The 26,879-nt window shown below is 67.0% G+C and carries 16 protein-coding genes and 3 pseudogenes; 10 read left to right on the top strand and 9 right to left on the bottom strand.

The genetic code is table 11. From position 1 onward, the window contains the following. The first annotated feature begins 554 nt into the window (after window positions 1-554). The 6 genes and pseudogenes from OG254_RS01205 to OG254_RS01180 form a co-directional block, all read left to right on the top strand. Window positions 555-875, top strand: coding sequence for a GNAT family N-acetyltransferase (locus tag OG254_RS01205; protein ID WP_405576450.1), 321 nt, complete (start codon window positions 555-557; stop codon window positions 873-875). Window positions 876-912: 37 nt separating this feature from the next. Further along, entirely contained in the window at window positions 913-1,323 is a 411-nt protein-coding gene (locus OG254_RS01200; RefSeq protein WP_405576448.1) for a hypothetical protein, read from the top strand. Between the two features lie 323 nt (window positions 1,324-1,646). Next, window positions 1,647-2,870 (top strand): alpha/beta fold hydrolase, encoded by a 1,224-nt coding sequence (locus OG254_RS01195; protein WP_405576446.1) that lies wholly within the window; start codon window positions 1,647-1,649, stop codon window positions 2,868-2,870. A gap of 162 nt (window positions 2,871-3,032) precedes the next feature. Next, the gene (locus OG254_RS01190; protein WP_405576444.1) at window positions 3,033-4,007 is read left to right on the top strand and encodes an acyl-ACP desaturase; all 975 of its coding nucleotides are present in this window, start codon (window positions 3,033-3,035) and stop codon (window positions 4,005-4,007) included. After that, a complete protein-coding gene (locus tag OG254_RS01185; protein ID WP_405576442.1) occupies window positions 4,004-5,248 on the top strand; it encodes a beta-ketoacyl-[acyl-carrier-protein] synthase family protein in 1,245 nt (414 codons plus the stop codon). Before OG254_RS01190 ends, OG254_RS01185 begins: the two co-directional genes overlap by 4 nt. A 540-nt stretch (window positions 5,249-5,788) precedes the next feature. After that, window positions 5,789-6,324 (top strand): annotated as a pseudogene (locus OG254_RS01180) (helix-turn-helix domain-containing protein); the annotation flags it as partial. Here OG254_RS01180 and OG254_RS01175 read toward each other — a convergent pair. The 3 genes and pseudogenes from OG254_RS01175 to OG254_RS01165 form a co-directional block, all read right to left on the bottom strand. Then, window positions 6,285-7,622 (bottom strand): cytochrome P450, encoded by a 1,338-nt coding sequence (locus OG254_RS01175; RefSeq protein WP_405594779.1) that lies wholly within the window; start codon window positions 7,620-7,622, stop codon window positions 6,285-6,287. The pseudogene OG254_RS01180 and the gene OG254_RS01175 sit on opposite strands and share 40 nt — an antisense overlap. A 206-nt stretch (window positions 7,623-7,828) precedes the next feature. Beyond that, window positions 7,829-8,833 (bottom strand): polyprenyl synthetase family protein, encoded by a 1,005-nt coding sequence (locus OG254_RS01170; protein WP_405576440.1) that lies wholly within the window; start codon window positions 8,831-8,833, stop codon window positions 7,829-7,831. Window positions 8,834-8,916: 83 nt separating this feature from the next. Further along, window positions 8,917-9,528, bottom strand: a pseudogene (locus OG254_RS01165) (transposase); the annotation flags it as partial. 741 nt (window positions 9,529-10,269) lie between these two features. On the opposite strand from OG254_RS01165, the gene OG254_RS01160 reads away from it, so the two are divergent. Next, window positions 10,270-10,920: a LuxR C-terminal-related transcriptional regulator gene (locus OG254_RS01160; protein ID WP_405576438.1), complete on the top strand. Its 651-nt coding sequence runs from the start codon at window positions 10,270-10,272 to the stop codon at window positions 10,918-10,920. Between the two features lie 63 nt (window positions 10,921-10,983). Here OG254_RS01160 and OG254_RS01155 read toward each other — a convergent pair whose 3' ends face one another. Together OG254_RS01155 and OG254_RS01150 are read right to left on the bottom strand one after the other, a co-directional pair. Continuing rightward, window positions 10,984-11,937, bottom strand: a complete 954-nt coding sequence (locus tag OG254_RS01155) for a LysR family transcriptional regulator (RefSeq protein ID WP_405576436.1) — start codon at window positions 11,935-11,937, stop codon at window positions 10,984-10,986. Between the two features lie 399 nt (window positions 11,938-12,336). Next, a pseudogene (locus OG254_RS01150) lies at window positions 12,337-12,542 on the bottom strand (transposase); the annotation flags it as partial. A 99-nt stretch (window positions 12,543-12,641) separates the two neighbouring features. On the opposite strand from OG254_RS01150, the gene OG254_RS01145 reads away from it, so the two are divergent. Beyond that, complete coding sequence (locus OG254_RS01145; RefSeq protein WP_405576434.1) at window positions 12,642-14,333, top strand: ISAzo13 family transposase; 1,692 nt, start codon at window positions 12,642-12,644, stop codon at window positions 14,331-14,333. Window positions 14,334-14,404: 71 nt separating this feature from the next. On the opposite strand, the gene OG254_RS01140 is transcribed toward OG254_RS01145, so the two are convergent. The 4 genes from OG254_RS01140 to OG254_RS01125 all read right to left on the bottom strand — a co-directional run bounded on the left by OG254_RS01140 (window position 14,405) and on the right by OG254_RS01125 (window position 17,564). After that, window positions 14,405-14,680 (bottom strand): transposase, encoded by a 276-nt coding sequence (locus tag OG254_RS01140; protein ID WP_405576432.1) that lies wholly within the window; start codon window positions 14,678-14,680, stop codon window positions 14,405-14,407. Then, a complete protein-coding gene (locus OG254_RS01135; protein WP_405576430.1) occupies window positions 14,650-15,153 on the bottom strand; it encodes a transposase family protein in 504 nt (167 codons plus the stop codon). Before OG254_RS01135 ends, OG254_RS01140 begins: the two co-directional genes overlap by 31 nt. A 547-nt stretch (window positions 15,154-15,700) precedes the next feature. Next, window positions 15,701-16,276 carry a hypothetical protein gene (locus OG254_RS01130; protein ID WP_405576428.1) on the bottom strand — a complete coding sequence of 192 codons (576 nt, stop codon included), beginning with the start codon at window positions 16,274-16,276 and terminating at the stop codon, window positions 15,701-15,703. A gap of 457 nt (window positions 16,277-16,733) precedes the next feature. Continuing rightward, complete coding sequence (locus OG254_RS01125; RefSeq protein WP_405576426.1) at window positions 16,734-17,564, bottom strand: hypothetical protein; 831 nt, start codon at window positions 17,562-17,564, stop codon at window positions 16,734-16,736. Between the two features lie 4,554 nt (window positions 17,565-22,118). Here OG254_RS01125 and OG254_RS01120 point away from each other — a divergent pair. Both OG254_RS01120 and OG254_RS01115 read left to right on the top strand, forming a co-directional pair. Beyond that, complete coding sequence (locus tag OG254_RS01120; RefSeq protein WP_405576424.1) at window positions 22,119-25,457, top strand: right-handed parallel beta-helix repeat-containing protein; 3,339 nt, start codon at window positions 22,119-22,121, stop codon at window positions 25,455-25,457. After that, on the top strand, window positions 25,450-26,826 hold the full coding sequence (locus OG254_RS01115) for a S8 family serine peptidase (RefSeq protein ID WP_405576422.1): 1,377 nt from the start codon (window positions 25,450-25,452) through the stop codon (window positions 26,824-26,826). The genes OG254_RS01120 and OG254_RS01115 overlap by 8 nt, the downstream gene beginning before the upstream one ends. Window positions 26,827-26,879: the final 53 nt, after the last annotated feature.

Raw genomic sequence — 26,879 nt, 5'->3', positions numbered from 1 at the left:
TCCCCTGGGCCGCGCGACCTGACGTCCCTCGGACCGCACCTCATCCACGTCACGTACATGAGATGCGGTCTGCAGGACGCCCCCCATGCCTTCTGCGCAAGTGCTGAGTGGCTCGCCCCCGTTGCCGGGGCCGGACTGCTTGCCGCTGACGCTGTTCCGGTCGCGGTAGCGGGCCGCGGCCGGCCGGTTGATGACGAAGACCTGCCGCTGCCGGGGTGCAGGGCAGGCGAGCGGGCACAGCCGGACGGATGCGGGACAGGATGGGGGATACGGGCATGATGAACGGGGACAGCACCCACTTCACGGATTCCAGCCCCCGACCGCTGCTGACACGCTCCCTGCACTGGCTTCGTTCATCTCTAGGAACAGCAGATGTGGACGGGGTCGGGAGGCAGTTGGTGATCTTTCGTCGCCTGGATGTCGATGAGAAATGACGGCACGAACGGTGGTGGAAGCTGGTTCACGTCCCTGACACGAGCCCGGGCTCCCTGGCGGGAGTTGCCGACTGCTGGGGCCGACGTGACAGGCGATGCCTGCTGAGGAAGACTCGCGTCGTGCGCGATCGTGTAGATGCGTCCTCTGGCCTGGTGCTGCGGGGATGGAAGGCCGAGGACGCCCGGGCGTTGATGACCGCGTTCGCGGATCCGCTGATGCGGGGCCAGTCCATCGAGCCGGTTGATTCTGTCCAGGCCGCCGAGCGGTGGCTAACGGCTCGTGGTGAGCAGTGGGCTGCGGACTCTTCCTATTCCTTCGCCGTCGTCGATGGCCGTGGCCTCGTTCTCGGCCAGGTGTGTGTTGGCCCGGTGGATCGGCGTCATGCCACTGGATGGGTGTCCTACTGGACGACGGCAACGGCACCCGTGGTCAGGGCATAGCTTCGACAAAGCCAGCTGGTACTACGCACTGATCGCCATGAGCCCCCAGGACGTCCTCCTCTACACCGTGCTCCCCACGTTCCGCACGCTCATCCCGACACCGCAGGACGTGGCCGACGTCGCCGAACACCTCGTGCGTACGGTGCGGGTGCCCGATGTCGAGCACAGCACGGAGTGGGACGGCGCCCGGGAAGTGCGCGCCGCCGCCCGCGACTTCCGCCCCGCCGTGTTCGGCCTCGCCCCCGTCGGCCGCCAAGAGGGAGACGTCGCACCCGAAACGGGCACGGGTACCTCAGATGGGGAGGGCATGCAGCTGACCATCGACACCCAGGCCGACACCTTCGAGCGCGCCATCGCAGCAGTACGGGCCGCCTACGGTCACAACATCCCTGCCGCAGTGGTTGATTGGTCGGAGAATACGACGCCGACCTCCCCACCGGCCCCCTGAACTCCTGGAGGAAATGACCACGCAGCGCCGCCATGCGTGCGCCGCTGCGACGTGACCCGCCGTCCAGGCCGGGACCGGACATTCCACGGGCCCCGGGGGGAAAGGCGTCCCCGAGGCCCGTGACATATGGAGTCGTACGGTTCAACGACGGCGCGTCGCTGGCGTCACGCGTCTGTCCGGCAGTGCGTTCAGCTGGCCTCGGGTTGTGAAGGCTCTACCTGGTGCAGGCAGTGCAAGCACCTGGAAGCCGAGTCGGCGCGGCCCGTGCAGCGCCGGCACTGCCCGCGTTGACCTCCATCGCTGCGGTACGACACGAACGGGGCGTGTGCGATGTGGCCATCCTGATCGCGGACCAGGCGCCCGAGAACTACCAGTCGCTCGGGCTCGGGACCGCCCTCGCCGACCTGGCCGCCGACCGGGCCCGCGGGATCGGCTTCCACACGCTGTCAGTGACCACCTACGAAACGAACTGGCGCGTCCTGGCCATCATCGAGCACCTCGGCGGCCCCGTCCTGTCCCACACCGCGCACCTGCGCGGCATGGCCCTCCTCGGTGTGCGGCCCGACGCCCGGCCAACCCGCCCAAGACATCGAGCTTCGCATCCAACTCTGAGGACCCACATGACGCACGCACCGGAACGCTCCACCGTGCTGGCAGACGACGGCGCCCGCCTGGCCGTCTATACGAGCGGCCCCCGCGACCCCGGCGCCACCGTGCTCGTCACCCACGGATACATGATGTCCGCCGACGTATGGCGCAGGCAGGCTCGCGAACTCACAGCCCTCGGATGGCGAGTCATCCGGTACGACCAGAGGTTCCACGGCAACAGCACCGGCGGGACTGAACGCACCACGATTCGCCGGCTGGCCGCGGACCTCGGACAGATCCTCACTCACACGATCACCGGCGGCCCCCTCGTGCTCGCCGGACACAGCCTGGGCGGCATGTCGATCATGGCCCTGGCCGCCACCCAGCCTCAGGTGATCGCCCAGTTCCGCCCGCGCGTCGCCCTGATCTCGACCTCCTGTACCAAGATCTTCAGACCAGGCAACCGCCCCCTGGACTGGGCCAAAGCCGCATCCCGAGCGATGTATGCCTACCCGACCTGTCGGCTGCCGTCCCTGAGCGACCGCGTGCGGCGCCATCTCCCGGTCAGTCACTTCTGGGCGCTCAAGCCCAGCGACGAGGCCGATCCCAGCACTCCGCCACCGTGCCGAGAGGCCATCCACCACACGCCCACCGCACCGGTCGCTGAGTTCTGGCGCTCCATGCGCACCCTGGACACAAGCACATCCCTCGCCGCGCTCAACGCTCTCGGCCACCGCATCGAGATCGTCACCGGTGAGCTCGACGACATGATCCCCGGCACCCAGACGCATCAGCTGGCCCGCGCACTCCCACGCGCGCGCATGCACCCGCCGTTCCAGGAGCCGGGCATCGTCTGCCGACGGACAAACACGGGCATGCCGCGGTCACCGCGATCCTGGCCCGCATGTGCGACGCCGCACGCGCTGAGCACGCGCCGGCGGCGGCTGTACCCGATGTGATCGCACACGCTCATGAACCGCTGGTGAGGTGACCGGCACATGAACCAGGACCTCCAGCACCAGCCCGACCCACCCGCCAGCGTGCGCCTCGGCCCCGGCACCACGATGTACCTTCGCCTCATTCCGCAACAAGCAACGCGCCGCCGCCGCCCGGGAGCCAGCATGAGCACGGACGCCCGAACCACACCCCCCAGAGGCTGGCTCCACGACCTGGAGCCCATCGTCGAAACACAACTGCACGCGCACCTGATGCGAGCCCAGGAGTGGTTCCCTCACCAATACGTGCCCTGGAGCCGAGGCCGCGACTTCGACGGCCCCCTCGAAGGTGCGGCCTGGGACGACACCCAATCGGCGCTGCCCCCCGCCGTCCGTGCCTCACTGATCGTGACCCTTCTCACCGAGGACAACCTGCCCTCCTATCACCACGAGATCGCCACACTCTTCGGACGAGACGGCGCGTGGGGGACATGGGTGCACCGGTGGACGGCAGAAGAGGACCGGCACGGCGCCGCCATCCGTTCCTACCTCCACACCACCCGGGCCGTCGACCCCATCCAGCTGGAACGAACCCGCATGAGCCTGATCTCCACAGGCTTCACCGCCGACCAGCCCCACGGCCTGCACTCCATCGCCTACGTCGCCCTACAGGAACTCGCCACTCGCATCAGCCACCGCAACACCGGCCGCATGTCCGGCGATCCTGTATGCGACCGGCTCCTCGCACGCATCGCGACCGACGAGAACCTGCACATGGTCATCTACCGGGGCCTGCTCGGAGCGTCCTTCGACGCCTGGCCCGACCAGACAATGCGCGCCCTGACCGACACCGTCACCACCTTCCGCATGCCCGGACACCTCATCCCCGGCTTCAACCGGATGAGCCTGGCCATCGCTTACGCCGACATCTACAACCTGCGCATCCACCGCGACGACGTCCTCAAGTCCCTGCTGCGATCCGTCGACGCCCTGCACCGCACCGACGTCGGCCCTGAGGGGGAGCGCGCCCGCGAGGAGCTGGCCGCCTTCCTCGCAGTGCTCGACGACCAGAAAGCGAAGCAACAGGAGAAGATCGAAATGCGGCGGGCGCAGCTGTCCAGCACGGAACCTGAACACCGCAGTCGGAGGGCGAGCGCATGACAGCCCGCATCCACCGGGACCCGGTCGCCGTCACCGGCATCGGAGCCGTCTCACCAGGGGGCATCGGCGCCGCGGCCATGTGGAACACCCTGCGCCGAGGACTCTCCACCGCAGCGATCGACGATGCACTCACCCGCCTCGACGGCCTGCGCGTCCGTATCTCCTGCCGCGTCCCAGACTTTGACGCCACCACCTGGCTGGACAGCCGCCCGACAGCGCGGCGCCTGGACCGGTTCGCCTCCTTCGCGGTACTCGCGGCCAGGGAAGCGATCAGCGACGCCGCCTTGGACCCGACAGTATGGGACGCACAGCGGGTGGGAGTGGTGATGGGTGTGGGAAGCAGCTCGATGGAAAGCTGGTCACCCGAGTTCGCCCGCCTCGCGGCGGGCTCCGCCAGCAAGATCTCCCCCCATGCGATCCCACGGAGTCTGCCCAGCAGTCCGGTGTCGGAGATCGCCCTCGACCTGGGCACCCGGGGGACCACCTACGCCGTCGGCACTGCCTGTGCCTCAGGTGCCACGGCCATCGCCCAAGCACGCAAGCTCCTCAACGACGACGACTGCGACATCGTCCTCTGCGGTGGCGCCGAATCCTTCGGTGCGATGACCGTGGCCTGCTTCGACCAACTGCGGGCCCTCTCCCGTCGCAACACTGAACCCGCAGCCGCATCACGCCCGTTCGACGCCGATCGGGACGGCTTTGTCCTCGGTGAGGGCGCCGGCGTGCTGGTGCTGGAACGGCCCCAGGACGCGCTCGCTCGTGGGGTGCGAGCACGGGCGCTCATCGCCGGGACCGGAGCGACCTGCGACGCCCGCCACCCAGTAGCACCGCACCCATCCGGCGACGGGACGGCGCGTGCGATCGAATTGGCCCTCAGAGACGCGGGACTATCACCACATGAGGTCGGTCACTACAGCGCACACGCCACATCAACCGGGAAAGGGGACCTCGCGGAGGCCGCCGCGGTGCGCCGTGTCTTCAACGACAGCCCACCCGTCACCGCGCTCAAAGGGACACTGGGCCACGGAGTAGGAGCGGCCGCCGCATTCGCCGCCGTCGCCGCGATCATGTCCCTGGAACAGGGCGAAATCCCTCCAACAGCCAATCTGGACAATCTCGACCCAGAAGCCGACTTGGATATCGTCGCAAGGACACCCCGGCCGTCAGCTTCCACGTGTGCTGTCGTCGGAGCCTCCGCATTCGGCGGGCACAACGCCGCGCTCGCCATCGTGTCGCCCTAGAGAGCGCCAGGGGCACACGTGGCGCTGGGAGCCTTGTACGGAACCATGAGCTCTCTGAAAGCGCGTGCCGCCCCTCGGGGCCAGCTGTTCTGTCACACTGAGCGTGGGCAGGGAGGGGAGGGCACTGATGGGGCATCACTACGATTGGTCGAGTCGCTTCATGCCGGCCATCGCCTATGCACCAGGGCTGACGGTCGAGGACGTACGGCGAGCCCGCCGTCTGCTCATGCTGCGCCGAGCTGGCGCGGCCGTCGGGGCACGGCGACCCGCGTCCGCCGCGGAGCCCGAATCTGGGGTGAGCATTCTGGCTGGGAGATGCGGGGATACGCCACTGCAACCGGCCGACGCTTGAGCCATCGGCCTGAAGGCGAGGCGCGCGACTACCTCATCACTGAGTGGCAGGCCTGCCGAACGGCCTGGCAGGCGGCAGTCACGATCCCATCTCTCGTCGACCCGGCCGACCTCACCACTGCGCTGGCCGCTGAGTGGTGGAACGTCGTCTGTCTGGTGCACTCCCGGCAGAAACTCACCGACAGCGGAATCAGCTCCTCGGCTGCGGCCGTCGAGCACCTCGACACGCAGGTCCGCTCAGGTCGCCCGGTCGCCCATGTCGCCGCCGAGATGGGCATCTCCCGCGTCACGGCCCACAAGTGGATCCGCCGCTGGCGATCCGAGGGCGAGCCGGGCCTTGCTGACCGCTCCAGCAGGCCGCGCACGACGCCACACCGCACTGCGGCGACCGTGGAAGCCCGCGTCTGCCAACTGCGGCAGGCCCGCAAACTCGGCCCGGCCCGCATCGGCCCGGTCCTCGGCCTGCCCGCCTCCACCGCGCATCGCATTCTGGTCCGCCACGGCCTGAACCGGCTGGCCTTCCTGGACCGGCCCACCGGGCAGGTCATCCGCCGCTACGAACGCGACCGGCCCGGCGAACTGGTCCACGTGGACGTCAAGAAACTCGGCCGGATCCCCGACGGCGGCGGCCACAAGGTCCTGGGCCGCCAGGCCGGCCGCGCCACCCGCAACAGCATGGCTTCGACTACATCCACTCCGCCGTCGACGACCACAGCCGCCTGGCGGGACTGGTGGGGTGCGGGTGGCGGGGCAGGACGCTCATGCGGAGCTCTGGCGGGCGGATGAGCGGGCCGGTCGGGCGGGGCGGCACGGGGCTATTGGTGTGGGGCCGCAGGGTCCAGTGGGTGGCGAGGGTGGCCAGGACGGTGGTGGCCTGGGCGGCGGCGAAGGAGTCGCCGATGCATTTGCGCGGGCCGGCGCCGAAGGGGATGTAGGCGCGGCGGGGCAGGGTGCGGGCGCGGTCGGTCAGCCAGCGGTCCGGGTCGGGGACGTGGCGCGGGTCGTGGTGGAGCAGGCAGGGGCTGTAGATGATCTCGGTGCCGGCCGGGAGGCGGGCGGGGCCGAGTGTGACCGGGCGCAGGGCGCGGCGCATGAGCAGCCAGGGCGGGTACAGGCGCAGGACCTCGTTGGTGATCCGGGTGGTGTGGGGCAGGTGCGGGAGGTCGGTGAAGGTGACGGGGCGTCCGTCCAGGACGGTGTCGACCTCCTCGTGCAGGTGCTGTTCGACCGTCGGGCAGAGGGCCCAGGTGAGGGCGGCCTGGCTGGTCTCGGTTCCGGCGGTGATCAAAGTGAGCACCTCGTCGCGCAGTTGCTGGGCGCTCATCGGACGGCCGTGCTCGTCGCGGGCCTGCAGGAGGAGGGTGAGGATGTCCTCAGGTTCGTCAGGGCGATCGGGGCCGTTGGGGGTGCTTCTGTGGCTGCTTTCGACCTGGTCGGTGAGGGCGAGCAGGCGGGCGACGGCATCGGTGAAGCGGCGGTTGGCGGGCAGAGGCAGACGCAGCAGCCAGGCGGGGAGCAGGGCGCGCAGGCCGGCTCCGCTGACGAAGACCGGCAGGGTCTGGTGGACCTCGGTGAAGGCGGCGCCGCCGGGCGGGGCGGAGAAGAGGGTGCGGGCGATGACGCTGAGGGTCAGGTCGGTCATGGCCCGGTCGACGGCCACGGTCTGGCCCGGCTGCCAGGCGGCCATGGTTTCCTCGGCTGCGGCGCGCATGGTGGCGGTGTAGTGGGCGATCCGGGCCCGGTGGAAGGCCGGTTGGATCATCGGCCGCTGGAGTCCGTGCAGTTGCGGTTCAGCGGTGAGCAGGCCCTGGCCGACCAGTGGCCGCGACCGCTCGAACAGACGGCCCTTGTCGAAGTTCTGCCCGTTGTCGTGCAGGACCTGGCGGACCACGTCGGCGGCGGTGAGCACGTAGGCGGGAAGTGGGCCGAGGTACACGCGGACTACGTCTCCCAGAGCGGTGAGGGAGGTAAGGAACTCCAGCGGGCGTCGGTACAGCTGGACGGTGTGCCCCAGGCCGCGCATGCGCCCAGGTGCGGTGGGCACTGTGGTGCCGGTCTGGTTGCGGACGCTCAAGGTGGAGCCTCCTACTTCGTGTGTAGGCGGGGGGCAAGAGGGGCGGGTACGGGCGCTGCCGTGCGAGGCGGTCCTCTCGGTATGGGGCGGCGGATGGCGGGCTGTGGATGGGAACCGCTCGGAGCCCGGGCACGGTGCCAGGAGGCAGCCGGAGTTCACGCGGTTCTGCTCCACAGGGACCGGGTGAGTACGCGCAAAGTGGCGGCCGCCGCCGGGTCGATGAGCGGATGCTCCAAGGCGTCCAGGGCTTGACGGCACCGGTCAGCGATCATGTCCTCGACCGCGGCACGGGCCCCGCATGCCTCAAGAGCCGACCGCAACGCGGCGATCCGGCCCGTCCCCCTCTCTCGGCTACACAACAGGGAGCGGATTCCGTAGCGGCCGCTGTCGGCGCGCAGGGCCAGGGCGACCAGCACGGTGTGTTTGGCATCCCGCAGATCCTCGGCGGCCGACTTGCCGGTCAGCACCGGGTCGCCGAACACCCCGAGCAGGTCGTCGCGCAGCTGGAACGCCTCGCCGGCCGGCAGGGCGAAAGAGCTCAGCGCCGCCGGGAGCTCAAGACCTGCCTCGGCGAGCGCGGCACCCAGGTGCAGGGGACGTTCCACGCTGTACTTGGCAGTCTTGAAACGGGCAATCGCCAGCGCATGCGCGACATCCTCGGTCGGCTCGCCGGTGGCGAGCAGGTCCAGATACTGGCCGTACATGAGCTCCGTGCGCATCACATCCAGCACCGGGAACACCCCGGCCAACTGCGACGCGGTCAACCCGGCCGCTCGCACGAGCTGCTCGGACCAGACCAGCGCCACATCACCGACGAGGACGGCCGAGCTGGTACCCAGCCGGTCCGCATCCGTGTGTCCGGCGTGCCGGGCGGCCAGGACCCGGTGCGCCGTCGGCCGGCCGCGACGGGCACTGCTGCCGTCCATGACGTCGTCGTGGATCAGGGCGAAGGTGTGGAACGTCTCCAGCGCCGCATCTACCCGCACCACCGGCGCGGGCACCGACGCGCGGCCCGCGCACGCCCATCCCAGTGCGCACAGCGCCGGCCGGATGCGCTTGACACCCGCGCACAGCAACCCGCGCAGCACCTCAGTGGCTTCGACGGGGTGCCCGCATTGCGCAGCCTCTTCAGCGCGGCGGTCCAGGAAGTCCGCCAGCACCGCCTCGACCGGCTCCCGCAGAGCCGTGGTGGGACGGCTCTGCGCAGAACGCGGTCGGATCGCATCCTGGCCAGCACCTGGACCGGCAGGTCTTTGAGGAGGAAGCCGAGATGGGGTGCGTCGTATCCGGCGTCCGCGACGTTGAGGATGTCGGGGTCGCCCGCCTGCCACGGCCCCCCTGTGATCAGTCGCTGCAGCAGATCGCGCAGTTGCCGGGCGGTGACGGTGGCGGTGTCGTCGCCGGGCGTCAGACCGCAGTGCGTCCAGCGGTGCGGTCCATGAGCTGCGGCCGGGCTCGACGCGCAGATGATCGAGTAGGGCCAGCCGGGGACGGGGACGTGGTGGTCCTTGCCTCTGCCGTAGGTGTGGCAGAGGATCCGTTCCGGTGAGGTGTGAGCGTCGGGTCTCAGCCAGCAGGTGACATCGACGGCCAGGACCAGCCGGCCGTCGGCAGCCCGCGGCAGTGGTACTTCGGCCAGTGCCCGCCGCAGCCGGCCGGCATCGATGCGTCCACGAGCAACCGCCGCGTAGAGCCCTCCATGGCCGCGGCGGTGTTCACTCATCAGCGACAGCTCGGCCAGCGACCTCACCGGCCCGTGGCCGCACAGAACAGCATCAGCCAGCTCGAACAACGCGTCCGAACGAGCAGTGAGACAGGCATAGAACTCGCCCCGGAAGCATGACAGTTGCGCCACGGCTCTCGCCGGGCGTCGTGATGCAGCAGACTCATCCTCACGGCCTTCGTGCTGGATGTGTGTGGTCCTTGGTCGGAGCACACGTTCAGACGAAGGCCGCCTCCCTGTACGGCAGTTACCGAACCGAGTGATCAAGTTCGACGGACCATTCGACGGCGGAGTGGGTCACTAATCGGGCATCGCAGGTGACAGAACGCGGACACGCCCCATCCCTCGTCACTGCGTACTTGCCGATGCGCTTGGAAAATCCCAGATTCGGCAACGTGCCCGTTGCCAACAACATTTACTCGAACAGATTAACGATTAACTCTATTTATTCAACTTGATTGAAGTTCTGATTGGACGAAACGCTCCACCATGCCCAGAATCACTCGTATCTCGCGACGCACATACACCTGCACGATGAACAGAGACCAAGCCGATGACGATTCTTTGGGGCGCGGCGTGCACATTCCGGGTTGCATGAGGGCCGCCGGGAGTCACCTCGCTGAATCACCCGGGGCGTTGCTCACAGTCACGCGCGAGCGCGCATTCGATCTCTTGGCATGTGCATGCTCTGTGGCAGCCGTCGGCCGCGAAGGCCCGATGCGTTGAGTGCTGAGCCATAGAGGTTGACTTCAGGCCACCAGCTGTGCACGTCCGAACAGTCGCAGTGCACTGACCTGGACTCGGTGCGACCGTTCCAGGTTGGATCCACCAGGGGAATGACAGATGGAGAGAGCCACGGACAAGCCAACTCGCGTGACTGCCGTCCACGCGGATGCAATCGCACGGACGATCACCATACGGATTCGCGCCGATGACGTACTCACTCACGTTGGCTTGGTGAACTGCTTGAGGGATTCGACACAGTTCACCGTGCTCGACTGCAACACAGAGGCGCAACCCGACGTGTACCTTGTTGCCGTGGAGAATGCCGACCTCTCTGCATTGGAATTGCTGAAGAGCCTCTCACCAGCCCATACGGGCCGTTTCGTTCTGGTCGTCGACAGGAAATGGCATGCTGACGTGCACGCCGCCGTGGAGGCAGGTGTGCGCGCGGTGCTTTGGCGCTCGAAGTTCTCGATTGCTACCGCCACTCGCATGATTAAAGCGGTGGCGGAAGGAGAGGGCTTCTTGCCGCCCTCGCTGCAGGGCACGCTCATGCACCAAGTGCAGCAGGTACAGCGAGAAGTTCTGGCCCCGCGCGGCCTTACTTCATCGGCCTTCTCACACCGTGAGATCGAAGTTCTACGGCTACTATCGGAAGGCTTGGATCTTGAGCAAGTCTCGCAAGAGATGCGGTACTCCGAGCGAACGGTCAAGAACATTCTCTACAACGCGATGAAACGCCATCAATTTCGCAACCGCACTCACGCCGTGTCGCATGCGATACGCAGCGGACTTATCTGACAACAGTCGCAATGCCAGCTGACGCCAGCCTCAATGCTGAGAACCACGGCGGTTTACGACCGTTCAGGGTGCGGTACCCCAAGCTGATTCCGGAGCTGTGGTTCGCCTTGGAGAGATCGCTTTTGCTTCGGAGCACAAGGCGCGGATCAACGCAGCCACCGCCGGCACCTTGATCGTGTCGGGCCACAACAGCGCGAAAACGCGCCGAGGGGGCCAGTCGCCGAGAAGGCGGACTGCAACGTCAGGGTTTCGTGGCACTACGACGCCCAAACCGCCCATCATCGCCACGCCCACGCCACTAGCGACCAGGTTCCATATTGTCTCTTGATCATCCGTAGTAGCGATGACGTGGGGATCGAACCCTAGCTCTTGACAGTTGGCGAGAAAGCGCGAATGCCTACTTTCCAAGATCCATCGCTCGTTTACGAGATCCTTGAGGAGGATAGTCTCCTGTCCTGCCAGTGGATGCTCAGGAGGGAGAAGAATGCATCTCCGGTCGGCAAGCAGGGGAATCCGGATCATTGCGGGGTCAGGCACCACAATCTGTTGTGACCCGTCCGCAATCTCCAAGTCACACATCAGCGCGAGATCAATCTCTCCTGCGCGTACCATCCGGTAGGAATCCGGGCAGGCTGCTTGGCTGAGCACTACTTCGATGTCGGGATACACTGCACGCACCTTAGCCATTGCTCCGGGAATGAGAGCCGCACTGACGCTCTGGATCGCCCCGACCCTCACTTTCCCCACAGTATGCGCGGCAAGGCCCTCGAAGTAGTTCTCTACCGCACGCAGCGCAACTAGTACCTCCTCGGCACGACGAGCAAGCTCCATTCCTGCCGATGTGAGCTCGGCGCGTCGACCGACTTTGACAGCGAGCGGCACTCCAACCGCCCGCTCCAAAGCTCGCATACGGTAGGAGATCGCCGGCTGAGTGAAACCGAGTGATTTTGCGGCAGCACTGTACGATCCGAGACGGGCGACTTCAGTCAATACCTGCAATTGATGCACATCAAGCACTTGGTCATCGTAAAGGCACTCGTGACCCCAACTTTACCGCTGCCCCACTCGGACAAATCGCCCACGGCCGAAAGATCTTATCGGTCGAAGTACGCTTCCTTCCAAATTTTTCGACGAGCAGGTCGCTTTGATGGTTATTCGCCTGACACTACACGGCGACGCCAGCCCAGCCCGCAAGGCCATCTGCGGAAAAGTCCCTGCCGCTATGCACAAAAGTACCCAGCGCTGCTCTCGACGGCCGTCCGTGGGAGTGGTGTATCGACGGCCGCTCGGTGATCTCGTTTTCAGGCTAGGCGGTGAGTTCGGTGGGCAGGGCGGGCTCGTCGGTCTCTGGCTCGATCGGGTGGGTGCGGGTTTTGGCGTGGAGTTCGCGGCCCGCAGCGGCGGGCCGCGGTCCGCGTCGCTCTGCTTGGCCAGGACCACGCCAACCAGACGGATGAGGGTGCGGTCGGGGAAGACGCCGACCGCATCGGTGCGTCTGCGGAACTCCTTTTCAGCCGCTCTTGCGGACTGTTCGGCCAGATCTGCCGCCAGATCTCAGGCGGGGACGCAGCGAACGCCAGCAGCTCTGCCTGTACGGCGTCGAGATGCTCGGCGACCTTGGGGGTGGCACCAGGTGAGGCGTGATGATGGGAGCCGACCCTGACTAAGGGCTCGCAGAGAATCAACCTGTTGCTTCCACTGATCCGGCTCGTTGGTGTGGTATGCGCATCTCCGAGTCGATCTGTCACCAACTCGCGGTGAAGTTTGCGGTGTTGTTCCCGCATCTGGACGAGCGGCAGCGACGGCTGATGATGGGGGCTGAGGCCCGGATCCTGGGCCACGGCGGCATCCGGACGGTTGCGCGGGCGGCCCAGGTCAGCGAGACGACGGTCCGTAAGGGCGTGGACGAGTTGGAGGCCGGCGAGGAGCCAATGGGTCGGGTCCGCAGGCCCGGTGGTGGCCGAAAGAGGGCCGTGGACCTTGATGCGGGTCTGCGGCCCGCGCTGCTGGCGCTGGTGGAGCCTGACGAGCGGGGCGATCCGATGTCGCCGCTGCGTTGGACGGTGAAGTCGACCAGAAGCCTCGCGGCCGAGCTCACCCGTCAGGGACACAGGGTGAGCGCGGACACGGTCGGGGACTTGCTGCGTGAGGAGGGCTTCAGTCTGCAGGCCGGCGCCAAGACCATCGAGGGCAAGCAGCATCCGGACCGTGACGCCCAGTTCCGCTACATCAACGAGCGGGCCTGCGAACACATGGGCGCCGGCCAGCCGGTGGTCAGTGTGGACACGAAGAAGAAGGAGCTCGTCGGCGACTACAAGAACGCGGGCCATCAGTGGCGGCCGGCCCATGAGCCGGTGCTGGTCAAGACGCACGATTTCCTGGACCGGCAGGGACCGGGCAAGGCGATCCCGTACGGGATCTATGACATCGCCGCGAACACCGGCTGGGTCAGTGTCGGCACTGATCACGACACCGCCGCGTTCGCTGTCGCCTCCATCCGCCGTTGGTGGCAGGCCCAAGGCCGGCACGACTATCCGGCCGCCACCCGTCTGCTGATCACTGCGGACGCAGGCGGGTCCAACGGCTACCGCACCCGCGCCTGGAAGACCGAACTCGCTGCTCTGGCCGCCGAGACGGGCTTGGACATCACGGTCTGCCACATGCCGCCGGGCACCTCGAAGTGGAACAAGATCGAGCACCGGCTCTTCTCCCACATCTCTATGAACTGGCGGGGCCGCCCGCTGACCAGCCACGACGTCATCGTCAACAGCATCGCGGCGACCACCACCCGCACTGGGCTGACAGTCCACGCCGAACTCGACCCGAGCACCTACGACACCGGCATCAAGGTCACCGACAGCGACAGCGACATCGACGCCTTGCCCATGCACCGGCACCGTTTCCACGGCGACTGGAACTACACCCTCCACCCTCAACCTCACGACATCACCAGCGCAGCCAAGAACCCACGGCCAGCCAGCATCCCGTCCCCGCAGCCCTGCACTGGATGCCTGCGCGACCCGGAGCTGACCGGCATGCCGGAACCGGCGCTGGACGAACTCGTCGACCAACTTGCCCAGAAGCTCAATGAGTTACGTGAGCGAGGGCGGCTCCAGCAACGAGGCGGGGAGCGCATCCGTGCTCGCGGCGCAGGGGCCAAAGACAAGCTGACCACCGCTGACAGAGTCCTGGCCACCGTGCTCTACCTGCGCAAACTCGGCACCCGAGATCTGCTCGCCCAGCTCTTCGGAGTCAACGGCAGCACCCTCACCAGGGCCGTTCACCAAATCCAGCCCCTCCTGGCCGAGCACGGCTACACCATTCCACCCTCGACAGCCAGGTTCCGCACGCCCGCTGACGTCACCGCGTTCCTCGCGAACAGCAGCCCCACAGAGACCAAATCAGCATGTTGATTCTCTGCGAGCCCTAACGACCTTGTGCACGGTTGGCCGTGGCTCGTCGAGGTGTGCGGTGCTGGCGGTGTTCACGCTCGACGGCCGCGGTGGAGTGTGGCTGTCTGTTGGTGTGATGGCAGTACGGCGACGGCTTGGACGATGTCACTCATGTGCTCGCGGCGGCCGTGGTGGCGGGCAAGTGCCCGCCAGTTCTTCAGGTGTGCGATGCCGTGCTCGATGCGGATGCGCCGTGAGGAGTGTGCCTTGGGCTGGAGTTCGTGCCGTTCCTCGTACCAGTCGGGAGCGTTCTTCTTGAACTTGCGGTGGGGCGGTGTCACCACCCGTCCGCCGGTCTGGGCGCCCATGCCTTGATAGCCGGCATCCGCGAGGATCTCCATGAACGGACCGTCAGCCAGAAGCCCTCGGCGTCCGTGAGGACCATGGACTTCACGGCGTTCTGCTTGGTCTTGCCGGAGACGAACCTGTCCCGGTCCTTGCGGCCTGCGGCCGGACGTCGCACACCGATCTCCGTGCCGTCGATGATCCCAGTCCGGCCATCGGCGCCCAGGTGCTCGATGACCTCGGCGGGAGTGCACAGCCGGATGCCCGGCGCGACCGTGCAGCCCCGCTGCGCCAGCAGCGGCCGCACCTCGCCGATGGCGCGCGTGATGGTGGAACGGTCCACACCGAACCAGCAGGCCAGCACATCATGAGTGGTGCCATGGCGCAGACTCACCAGGGTGGCCAGCAGCCGGTCGACGAAGACGAGCTTGTGCTTCGCTCCGGCTCCTACAGCCCGCCGGCGTGACCGAGCAGCGAGCCGACCCTGATGCCACAACGGCCCTACCTCAGCAATGAGTTCAGCAATCACATCCGGCAACAACCCGATGACCCGGTACTCCGCCACGATCAACTCACGCGCCCCAGCCCCCAACATGCACAGCTCAACGAGTCACCTGGGCGCCGAGCCACGGCCAAGCGTGCACGAGGTCGTTAGCGGCCGCGGTAGCCCTTGGCGACCAGCTCCTGGTGCAGCAGCTTCGCGCTGTGCTCGCCTTCTTCTCAGCAATGCCGCAGGTACTCCAGGCACGGATCGAGGCTCGTCGGTCGGCGGGGACGGAGGCGGCGTACGCACTCGTGCCAGGTGGCGGCTTGGGCGTACTTGCGCGCCGTGCGCCAGTCCAAGCTCAGCTCGCGCGTTGCCGCGTTGATCGAGCGGCCTGTGTCGGTCACCACGTGAACTGCCTCAAGCACCCGCTTGGCGTGGCGACAGGCGGGCGTATCCTCCTGGTCGGACGGTGCAGCCGTGGCCATGGGCGGAGCGGCTGGTTCGGGGTCGGGCGCCGCAGCCGAAAGGCAGCTGCGATGGGCGGCGGCGATATCCGTTACCCGATTCGACAGCCCTGCCAGAGGTGGAAGAGGTCGCTGACCTGCACCGCGTCTGGAGCACCGTCGGTGATGCCCTGCCGGTAGACCAGTGAGCCGTACCGGCACACCACCTCAACCCCGGGATGCGCGCGCAGCCAGGCAGCCAACTGCTCGGCGTCGCGTCTCGCCCACAGCTCGATCGGCAGTCGGGCATCGGCATCCACCAGCAGCGTGCCGCAGACGTCTGCGTACAGTGCGAAATCGTCCACGCTCAGCATCCGTGGAGTCGCTGCCGACGGCAGCGACATGCGCATCAAGTGGAACAGTACGCTGGTCCGCGACAGCGACACATTCAGGATCTGCAGCAGCCGGGCGCCGCCTCGGCCGGCGAGCAGCACGTCCGCCATCTCCACCAGGTGCTGCAGCAGTGGGCTGGGGCGCTGATAGCGCACCGTCAGCCCGTCGATCTGCTCGGCGAGCGTCCGACGACGGCAGCGCGGGCTGTCACAGAGCAACCGCACCGACAGGCCGATCATCACAGGGCGGTCACCGACGGCGATATCAGCCAGCTTGCGGGTATAGCGGCTGTGCACCGCGCTGAACCCCAACCAAAGTCCCGACAGGCCACCGTCAACTGGCGAGTGCGTGCCGAGATACGGACCACGCCGCACTCCACCCCCACCCGACCGCCACCCGCGACGGAGCGTCACCGGCGCACGGTGGCACACCCTGGCTTCACGGAAATCTTGCCAGGGCCATTCCAACTCGTACGCCGACACGTGGCTTCGAACGGGCAATGACGATGGCCTTTCCGCCCCTCTGCGCTCGTTCCCCTGGGTGGAATGCCAGTCTGCGCGATACTGAAGTCGGTCCCGTCGCCCCCCAAGGTGGCGGGACCACCAGCTGCCTAGCAAGCCCGTGGGGGGGCTTGTCAGGCAGGAATAGGTCCCGTCTCCCTGGCTTTAGCGGGACCACAAGCCGCCCGGCAAGATGTAGCGTGGATCTACGCTTGCCGGGCGGCGGCTTCCCGTTCGACGCCCCCACCGCTACCTAGGAGCTGTGCACGACCTCCGCCCAGTCGCCGCCCATCGCCTTGTGGACCGGCACCGTCTCGCCGAGCGGGTAGTACGTGGTGTTGCCCGCCGCCGCGTACCGGGCCGCCAAGGCCAAGGCCTCGATCACCGGCTGGTGGGTGTGGTTGTTTGAGCGGAACTCCAGCACGTTCAGCAGCTTGATCAGCCCGCGCTGGCAGTGGTTGGTGTACGACGCCTTCAACGTGGTCTGCACCGTGCGCCGGTAGACCGGGCCGCGGGTCTTGCACTCGTGCACCAGCTCCCGCAGAGTCTGCTCACCGCCGGACACCGCAGGGTAGACCACCTCACGGACCGTGCCCTCCGGCTCGCTGATCGACGCCTCGGCGAGCTTGAGGTTCTTGAACGCGTTGAGCAGCTGCTCGGTGACCTTCTTCTCCGCCCGCGCCCCGACCCGGTGCACCGTGGAGATCAGCAGCTCCACCAGCGTGTCGGTGATCTCCCGCTCCCGCTCGTGCAGCAGCGCGGCCAGCAGCGTCACCCGCAACGGCAGCGGATGCGTCCGCAGATGGGAAGGAGACTCCACCGCGGCCCGTGCCCGCCACCCGGCCACCACCTTGGGCGCGATGTCGGCGAACAGGTCCAGCGGCAGGCCGACCGCCCGGACCGCCAGCAGTTCGTCGATCTCGGTGGGCATCGTCTCCAGGCTGACGTTGCCGGGCGCCTCCTTGATCTTCCCCAGGACCGGTGGGCCGCCCTCGCCCTCACCAGCACCGGCGTCACCGGGTTCGGTGTCGTCGTCCTGGTCGGCGCTGGCGCCCAGGACGACGATCCGCTCGACGCTCTCCACCGTAAGCCGCGCCGTCAGCGCCTCCTCGGCGGCCCGCAGCGCCGCCGCGATCTGGTCGCACCGCCCTGGGGTGGGCGGCTCGATGCACTACGACAGCGGGCCAACAGCTCCGCCCGCACCTGTTCCGGCCGCCGTTTCTTGCATGCGACGTGCTCGGCCAGCCAGGCCGTCAGCTGTCCGTGTCCGCGACGGTGCACTCATGGAAGCCCAGGTGCCCGCGGATCTACGCACGGTGGTACTCGATCGTCCGGCCGGTCCACTCAAGGTGCAGGTGCCTGCCATCCTCGCCGTGATCCAGGTGAGTAGGCGGTCGTGTTCCCCGGCCGGCCGGGTGCCCACCTGCCCGAAGCCGAGCGGGGATCTCCGCCGGCGGGAACCATACATCGCACGGGATGAGCGGGCTTGGCCTCGTGCTCCGGCTTGGACGGGAGCCGCAGGTAGGTACTGTAGTCGGCCCGCAGCTCACGTACCCGCTCCCGCAGCACGGTCGGCCTACGCTGGTCACCTTTCGAAGTGGCCTGGATTGCATGCGTTTCCGACACCCCTTGCCAGATGTGCCGCCTGACCGACGTGTTGGCAGGTGCCAAGGCTGTGCAATCGCGTAGGTGCACCGACCGACAGAGTTCTACTTGAGCGTGAGCGAGCACGGAATTCCATTGCCGTCCAGGAAATTGGGGCAGGTTGCTGTGGTTTTCCGGGTAACCTTTCCAGTGGGGGCGCGGTCTCCCGCCTCCGGCTTCTTAGTCTTGCTTATGAAAGTGTTGCGTATGCATGTCCCAGGCGCGACAGCCGAACACGGGGGCTGTGATGAGTACGGCTGTGACTGATCTCGCTCGGGCAGTTCCATCGGTGACGGTGAGTTCCTCGGGCCTCCTCGTTCCTTCCAACAATGCGACGCTCTGTGTCAAATTGGGCGGTATCAATATTGCAGGGCTTATGTCGTTGTCGGCCCGGCGCATGACGAGCATGCGTGCCTTCGCCTCCTCGAGAGGTTTATGATCATTTTCATGCACGGACCATCTATGACTCCCGCCGCTGGTGTCAGCCCGACAGGGCTCCTAGTGGTGCATGCTTCTGCCCTTCTGGCCGTGCCGACGACTGGGGCCGGCCTCACCGGGGATGGCTGATCGTGTGATACCAATGCCAGAGCGACGACGTGGGCCACTGCGATCTACAGTGGCCCGGGGCAGTGGTAACGCCCTGATCATCCATCCACGCCGAGAGTTGGATCGGCAGGCCCAGGCATTTGCTGAGGGGCTGGCACATGACCGTCAGCACACCCCGGTGGTCCTTGATCTTCCGCCTGAGCCGAAGGCGTCGGAACTCGAGTCATTGGTCCGGTTGCTCCAGCGGCGCTCAGGGAGTTTTCGCCTCGTGCCTGCCCGAGGCTCCGGGAGATTTGCGTGCACGATGGCACAGTGGTTGGCCGATCGCCTGCACCGGGTGGTACTGGCGCCAGATGGCACGCTGATTCCGGCCGGCGGAGGCGGCCTCTTTGTCCCACCCGGGCAAGGGCTCGGCTGGCTGCGTCACCAGCCCGGCCGGCAAGCACTGCCGGATTCGCGCCGCTTCCCCAAGCCACAGTGGGAGTACTCGACCCCTGACAGGCCAACGCCTCTCGGTCTGCACCTCACAACTGAGCCAATACCGGGTGGGGTGTGGCTGCGGTCCGTTGACGCGGAACCGGGGGAGGAACGGCGCCAGCAGTTGGTCGACCGGGTCATTGCGGACTCCGAGCTGCTAGCCGTGGTGCTCGGAGTGCCCGGCGCCGCGCCACTGCCGTTGGAGGCCGTCTCCGCCTTCTGGGAGAATCTCGCGCCCAGCATTCGCCCACGAGTGCGATTCGTCCCATACGGGCCCGTCGCGGTGGCGGAGGGCGCATTGGGCCAGGCACTCGCCAACCTTCTCGCACATCAAGTCGTCCTCTACAACGGTTTCCCCGCAGTGGGACGGGCAGGTGGCACCCTCGAGGTGCACACGCTCCGCGAGGACGGACCGCTCGGCTGGAGACCCTTTGCGAGTGAGCTCGGCTACTCGCCTGTGGCAGGGGCCGTCGGCGTCCCGTGCCCCCCGCTACCACTGGGTTGTCGTGCCCCGGTGCCAGGGCTCGCCGAAATTGGTCCGGGGGTCTACCGGTACGAGCCAGACGCCGTCTTGGAGATTGTCCAGAGTGGTCTGTGGCTGCGACCACTGGAGGACCCAGAGGACGCCGACGCGGTTCGGCTCACACCCGCAGACCCGCAGCATGCCACGATCCTCTTCGACGAATCCACGCCGAGGACGGCCGAGCGGATGCGGACCCTCGCCCACGAGGTCCTTGAGCAGTTGGACCTCGCCACGCGGAGGCTCAGTCTGGTACTGCCAGCCAGCCGGGTTGCGGGCAGGCGAGTCGTGTGGGACGACGGGTACGACAGGCGTGCCCCGGTGACACCCGCACCGAACATTGACGCCATTTGGCGCTCCTCTGCCCCGAACGGGCCGAGTGCGGCGGCCGATCCCACGACTGTGGCCAATCCGACGGCTTCTCCTTGGCCAACGGCGGCTCCGGGGAGCATTGAGAACCCCTGGGCGGCACCTTCACGGCGTCTTGACGAGGTCGGCTACCCGCCCGGCGCCGAGCAGGCCGCCGTGGCTCACGGTCCTGCGTTGGACTCCGAGATGGACGCTTCGCCCCCGGTGTCACACCCACCTGCGACAACGTCGTCCGCCGTAGTGGTCGCAGCGCACATGGTCGGAAGGGAAGGTCCACCATGGGTGTCAGGCGAAGAGGCGATCGAGCCGACAAGGATGCCGGACACTCCGTTGGTGCATGGGACAAAGGCTGCAAGTGCGCCGGGCCCAGAAATCCGCCTGAAATCAGAGCCGATCCCACTGGCCGCGGCCCTGGAACCCCCAACACCGGCTTCAGGGACTGCACCACAGACGGGTCTACCAACCGCCTCGGTTGCGGTCGGGGGTACAGCACTCAGTGCCGGGGCGGGCCCGCCGCATGGTGGAGACCTCAGGGACCTGTTGGGAGAGCCCGTTGCCGCCACACCTATGGCCAACCATCAAGCTGCTGGCGGAGAAGAGGATCCGGCGACGAGCGGGCGGAGCTTGCACCGCCCAGACACCGACGGATACAAGCCTTCACCTACGGCGACGAGGGAGGTCACCCCTGTCCACAACGGCGATGAGCCGCGGACTGAGGAGCCTGGCGTCCGGGTTCAGCCGGTTCCTGGGCCTGCGGTGTGCGTCATGCCTCCCGAGGGCGGCATAGACCGGGAACGTGCTTGGCTGAGGGGACATCTCGGCAAACGGTACGACGCCGCTGTGGGTTCGGTGGCGCGGATCATGTCGGAGTCCCCGGGCCTGCGCGTGGGGGACGGCGTGTCAGGGGCACGGGACGACTTGGTGGCGGTATGGGTCTACCTCTCCGGGACTGCCGGTCCGGTCGACGAACCGATACGGCGAGGTGAAGACGGCCCTCATGTGTCGCTCGCTCGCTGCGTAGCCTCCGGTCTGCGCAGATTGCCCTCCTATCGTGGTGCTGTGGTACTCAGGGCAGCGCTCGGAGATGAGGAACGAGCCTGGTATCGCGAGGGCCTGGTGGTGCCCGATTGGGGCTTCGTCAGTGCGTTGACCACGGCCCGCTCCGGGTTGCCGGGGAACACGGACTTTCTGATTTGGTCGAGGACCGCACGTCGTACGGCTCTGATGGAGACGGAAGTCCCCGACCGAGTGCTGTTCCTGCCTGGAACCCGTTTCAAGGTCCTGCGGGTGGCCAGCGGAGACCGATACCAGCTCCTGTTGCGGGAACTCGCTCCCTCGGAGAACACGATGGGCGGCCCGCCTCGTAGCGAGCACTCGTCCCTGGACGACGTCGCGCTCACCGGATTGGAGACTGCGGCCGTCACCGTACGGGAGGCGCGAGCCGGCGAACCACTCCCCAGGTCGTATGCATGGTTTTTCAGCGCACCACCAGGGCTGATTGTCTCTGCGCCGCTCGGGCGGGTGAGTACGCATGCCACCGAAGGAGTCCCGCCTAACGAGGACGAGGGGACGGCGTAAGTAAGCCGTTGACGATGCAGCCCAAAGTGTATTGAGGCAGATGTTGCTGTACAGCTGGCCTCTTCTGAACTAGCGCCTTGGAGCACGCTGCGTCAGCCGGTTCACTCAGATATGCCGTGCAGCGACGCATTCCTGCTGGGATCAGGAGGCGCCTGTGGGGACGGCGCAAGGCACTGGCGTATCGCGCCTCCGAGGCACCGCACCAGCGGACCGCTGAGGTGGCGGGACGTTCCGGTCGGGAGCCCGCACGGACCCTGCCGCTCAGCGGGCACGGAGCCGAGACCTGGTGCCGTGTCGCTGCACGGCCCCGCACCGGAAAGGACGCCATGACAATCTCACGCAGCTGGCGGCCCCTGATTATCACGATGACGACCATGGTTCGTGTCGCCCGGACTCAGGCCCTCTCGCGAGAGATCAAATCTCGGCGTCCTGCCGCGCACTCCGGCTCGAAGGAGAGCACTAGTTGAGGTTTCGTCTGACTGGGCGTCCCGAGGAGGTTCGTGCGTGTCACGCCAGGTACTGACGGTCGGTCCGGATGGGTCGGCCAGCTTCCCTACGATCGGTGAGGCTTTGGCACGCGCGCGGAGCGGCGCAGTAATCAGCGTCCGGCCGGGTACGTACACGGAGAACTTGATCGTCACCACCCGTGTCACCATCGCCGCCGAAGAGGCGTCCGGCAGCGTTGAGATCTGCCCCCGTCGGGGCATTGCAGTTGTGTTTCAGGGGGACGCGGCGATGCTCACCAACCTTGTGTTGCGTGGCAGGGACGAGGAATTGCCGGTCGTGGACGCGCAACGGGGGCAGGCCGCATTGGACGGTTGCGAGGTCATCGGCTCTGCTTGGGCAGCCCTCGTTGCCCGCGGCTCGGGCTCCCTCGCCATGCGCGACTGCCGTGTGAGCAATCCGCGCGGTGCTGGACTCGTCGTGACCTCGGCTGCGGACAGTCTGGCCCAATCCTGCACAATCGAACACCTGGAGACCTCGGGCGTGGTCATCGGCGAGCGGGGCCGCATCAGGATTCGGGGGTGCACGATCCGTGACGCCCGCGGTAACGGGGTATTCGCCAATGGCGAGGCTGAGGGCACCGTAGAAGACTGCCAAATCTCCTCTACGGGCAAGCCGGGGATAGCCCTGGAGGAGCGAAGCACGACGCGGCTGTTGCGCAGTACGGTGCACGACGCCGAGATCGGCGTCCACCTCGCCAGCCAGGCTCGGACGCTGCTGGAGCAGGTACATGTGACCGGCACCACGGGAGTCGGCATCGTGCTGTCCGGCGACACGAATCCCATACTGCGCGACTGCCGTACCTCACGCACCCAGGGCCACGGCGTGCTCGTCGTCGACCGTGCGCGCGGCACCTTTGAGGGCTGTTCGCTCGACTCCTCGGCGGCACCAGCTCTCAAGGTGAGCGGCCCATGCTCTCCCACACTGCTCGGACTGTCGGTCCGCGACTGCGCGGAGACCGCGGTGGTGCTGGAAGAGGAGTCAGCGGCGGAATTCGACCGACTCGAGATCGTCGATGCCGCCGGGGCCGGGATCACCATCCGTTCTGGCGCCAAGCCCCTGGTGCGACGGGCGAGGATCAGCGGGGCGAAGGGCCATGGGGTGGAGGTCGTCAACGACGGGCAGGGGCGCCTGGAGGACTGCGAGATCGAGAGGACCGGTGGCGCCGGTATCCGGGTCGAGGACGGCGGCAACCTGCACGTCGGCGCAGGAGCTGTGCGCTCGGCCGGTGCGGCCGGCCTGTCAGTGGGAGCGGACGGCAACGCCACCATTCGCGACTGTGAGATCGAGGCGGCGTCGCAAGCCGGAATCCTGCTGGAACAGGACGGGGTGCTGACCGCGACACGGGTTCGGATCGTGGGAAGTGATGGCCACGGTGTCCTGCTCGGCTCCGGAAGTCGGGGCTCCTTCAACGCCTGCGAGATCAGTGACAGCGGGGGAGACGGCTTTCGGATTGATTCCACCGAGCCGATCTCCCTCGTCAATTGCACCACTCGTGACAACCGCGGCGGGGGGCTTATCCAGGCCCGGCCCGGCGAACGGCTGGCGGTCGAGGGCCTCTCAAGCTCGGGTAACGGAAAGCGGGACGCCTGGGGCCTTGGGGAGGCTCAGGGTGCGGACCCGGCGTTGGGGGCGGGTGGGCCCGGTGACGTCGACACATTGGCCCGCGATGGAGGTCCGTTCGCCACGCTTGAGGCACTGATCGGCCTGGCCAACGTCAAGCACCAGGTTCGCATGCTGGTCAATCTTACTCAGCTCGCCCAGCGTCGCGCCCGGCTCGGCATGTCGGCTCCGCCCATGAGCCGCCACCTCGTCTTTGCTGGCCCGCCTGGCACCGGCAAGACTACGGTTGCTCGGCTGTACGGGGCGATCCTTGCCGAGCTGGGCGCCCTGCCCTCAGGTCACCTCGTCGAGGTGTCCCGAGCCGATCTCGTGGCTCAGGTCATCGGTGGCACCGCCATCAAGACCACCGAGACCTTTAAACGGGCCTTGGGCGGCGTGCTGTTCATTGACGAGGCGTACAGCCTGATGTCCGACGGCCGTGGCTCCGGCGCGGACTTCGGTCGGGAGGCAGTGGACACTCTGCTGAAGCTCATGGAGGACCACCGTGACGACGTGGTCGTGGTCGTCGCCGGCTACCCCAAGGAGATGCAGTCCTTCCTGGGATCCAACCCTGGCCTGGCCTCCCGGTTCTCTCGCACCGTCGAGTTTGAGAACTACTCGGTGCCCGAATTGGTGGCGATCATGGAGAGCATGTGCGCCCAGCACCAGTACGAGTTGGACGAAAGCACGGTGAAGGCGCTTGCGGTGCACTTCGAGCGGATGCCGCGCGACGCCGCATTCGGCAATGGCCGCACGGCCCGACAGGTGTTCGAGGAGATGGTTGACCGGCAGGCATTCCGGCTTGCCACCCAGACGGACGTGGGAGAGCGGGACCTGCGGCTGCTGCTGCCACAGGATGTGAGCGACGATGCGGCGGCGGCCGTCCTCCAAGAGGCGTCCCCCAACGGTCCCGAAGGGAGCGACCCGCTTGCGCAGTTGGGCGAGATGATCGGGCTCGACGCTGTCAAACGAGACGTCACCGACATGGTCAATCTCCTGTCAACCACACGTCAGCGGGAAGCGGCGGGCCTGCCGGCTATGCGTATCAGTAACCATCTGGTTTTCACCGGGCCGCCGGGCACTGGCAAGACGACGGTGGCGCGGCTCTACGCTTCGCTGCTGGTGTCTTTGGGGGTTCTACCGAGCGGGCAGCTCGTCGAAGTGGCTCGTGCGGACCTCGTTGGCCGCTACATCGGCCACACCGCGCAGCTGACCCGAGAAGTCTTCGAACGTGCCCTGGGCGGCGTGCTGTTCATCGACGAGGCGTACACGCTCACCCCCCGTGGCGGGTCGTCCGGCTCGGATTTCGGGCAGGAGGCCGTGGACACCCTGTTGAAGCTCATGGAGGACTACCGCGACCAGGTGGTTGTCATTGTCGCTGGCTATACGGAGGAGATGGATCACTTCCTGGCCTCCAACCCCGGTCTATCGTCCCGGTTCTCCCGGCGGGTGAGATTCACCGACTACACGTCCGACGAACTGGTCACCATCGTACGGCAGCACGCAACCGCGGCTGGATACGACTGCGGGCCGGGCACCGGGGCCGTACTGCGGGACTACTTCAACACGCTGGCACGCGATCGCAGCTTCGGTAACGCGCGCCTGGCCCGTCAGGTGCTCGAGGAAATGATTACCCGCCAGGCCGGTCGGCTCAGTTCTATAGCCGCCCCGGGGATCGACGACCTGAGACTGCTGCTGCCCGAGGACGTGCGGCGCCGGGGGGCGGTTCATGGATGAGGTAGGCAAATACCAGGCACGAGTCCCTGGGCAGTTGAAGACCTGGCGGCCAGGCAGGGGCAGTCGGCGCGTCTGCACGGTTGCGCGGCGCCTTCCCCGCGTTGGCCCGATCCGTTGTTTGCCGTGCCTGCTGCTCTCTTTGGTGCTCGCCGCCGTCACCTCGCTATTCGGAGCACCGCCGGTGTCCGCACTGCCGGCGGACTCGGCGAGACTCCCCTTGATGCCCCCAACTTTGGCCGACGGGGACACGTGCACCGGCTCGTCGGATACCAAGGTCGAGGAAGCACCTTGGGAACAGCAGAGACTCGAGCTCCCCGAAGCTTGGCGATTCGCATCGGGTGAGGGTGTGACCGTGGCGGTCGTCGACACCGGAGTGTCGACCCGGTCACCTGCGCTCGCCGGTCGGGTGTCCACCGTGGCCGACGCAGGCGACGACTGCGTCGGCCACGGCACGTTTGTCGCTGGTCTGATCGCCGCACGAATCAAGGAGGATGTCGGCTTCGCCGGAGTGGCGCCCAAGGCCCGAATACTCGCCGTACGCGGCACCGACAGACGCGGGGTGCCGAGCGCAACGTCCGTGGCGAGCGGTATTCGCGCAGCGGCCGAGGCGGGGGCCGACGTCATCAATATCTCCGCAGCGCTGCCCCAGCGCTCGGCCGAACTGACGTCGGCTGTCGCCGGCGCGTTGGCTGAGGGTGCCGTCGTGATTGCTGCAGCGGCCCCCGACGACTCCGTGTCAGGGAGCGCCGACGACACTCCGCGGGACTACTGGCCGGCAGCTCAAGCTGGGGTCGTTTCCGTGTGGGGATTGGGCACCGACGGTCAGCCGCCCGATGGTGTGCCCGCACCTCGCTATGCCGATGTTGCGGCGCCCGGGGACAAGGTCATGAGCATCGGCCCCAAGGGTTCAGGACACTTTCTCGGAACCGGGTCCTCACTCGCAGCTGCTTTCACAGCGGGTACTGCGGCCCTCGTCTTGTCCGCGTACCCAAACCTGACTGGGGCCGAGGTCACGAAGCGCCTGATTTCCACGGCCTTCCCGGCCAGCGTGCCGTACCTCGACCCGTACGCCGCAGTGACAGCGATTCCTTCCTCCTCCTCGGAGGCCCCGCCCCGCGACCCCGACCCGGTCCGATTGCCAGCGGCAGACCCGGCCGAGATCCGCGCCATCCGAGCGGCGTTCACTCTCGTCGGCACAGGCGTTGGTGTCCTAGTGATGGTCGGCTGGTGCACTGTCGTGATCCCACGTGGACGCTCGCGCGGATGGCGACCGTGGGCTGCCCGTCCTTCTCCACGAAGGGTCACGGAGCCCTACCCAAATGATCGACCAGGACCCAGGGTGAGAGCTAGTTCAGAGGAAAATCTGTAAGGAGGATGGTTATGTTGGCCATTGGTGTCAGAGGGCGTTTGATCTGGGTGGAT

This window comes from Streptomyces sp. NBC_01092 (assembly GCF_045039535.1).
GTDB lineage: Bacteria > Actinomycetota > Actinomycetes > Streptomycetales > Streptomycetaceae > Streptomyces.
This window is presented reverse-complemented; position numbering and strand designations above follow the sequence as displayed.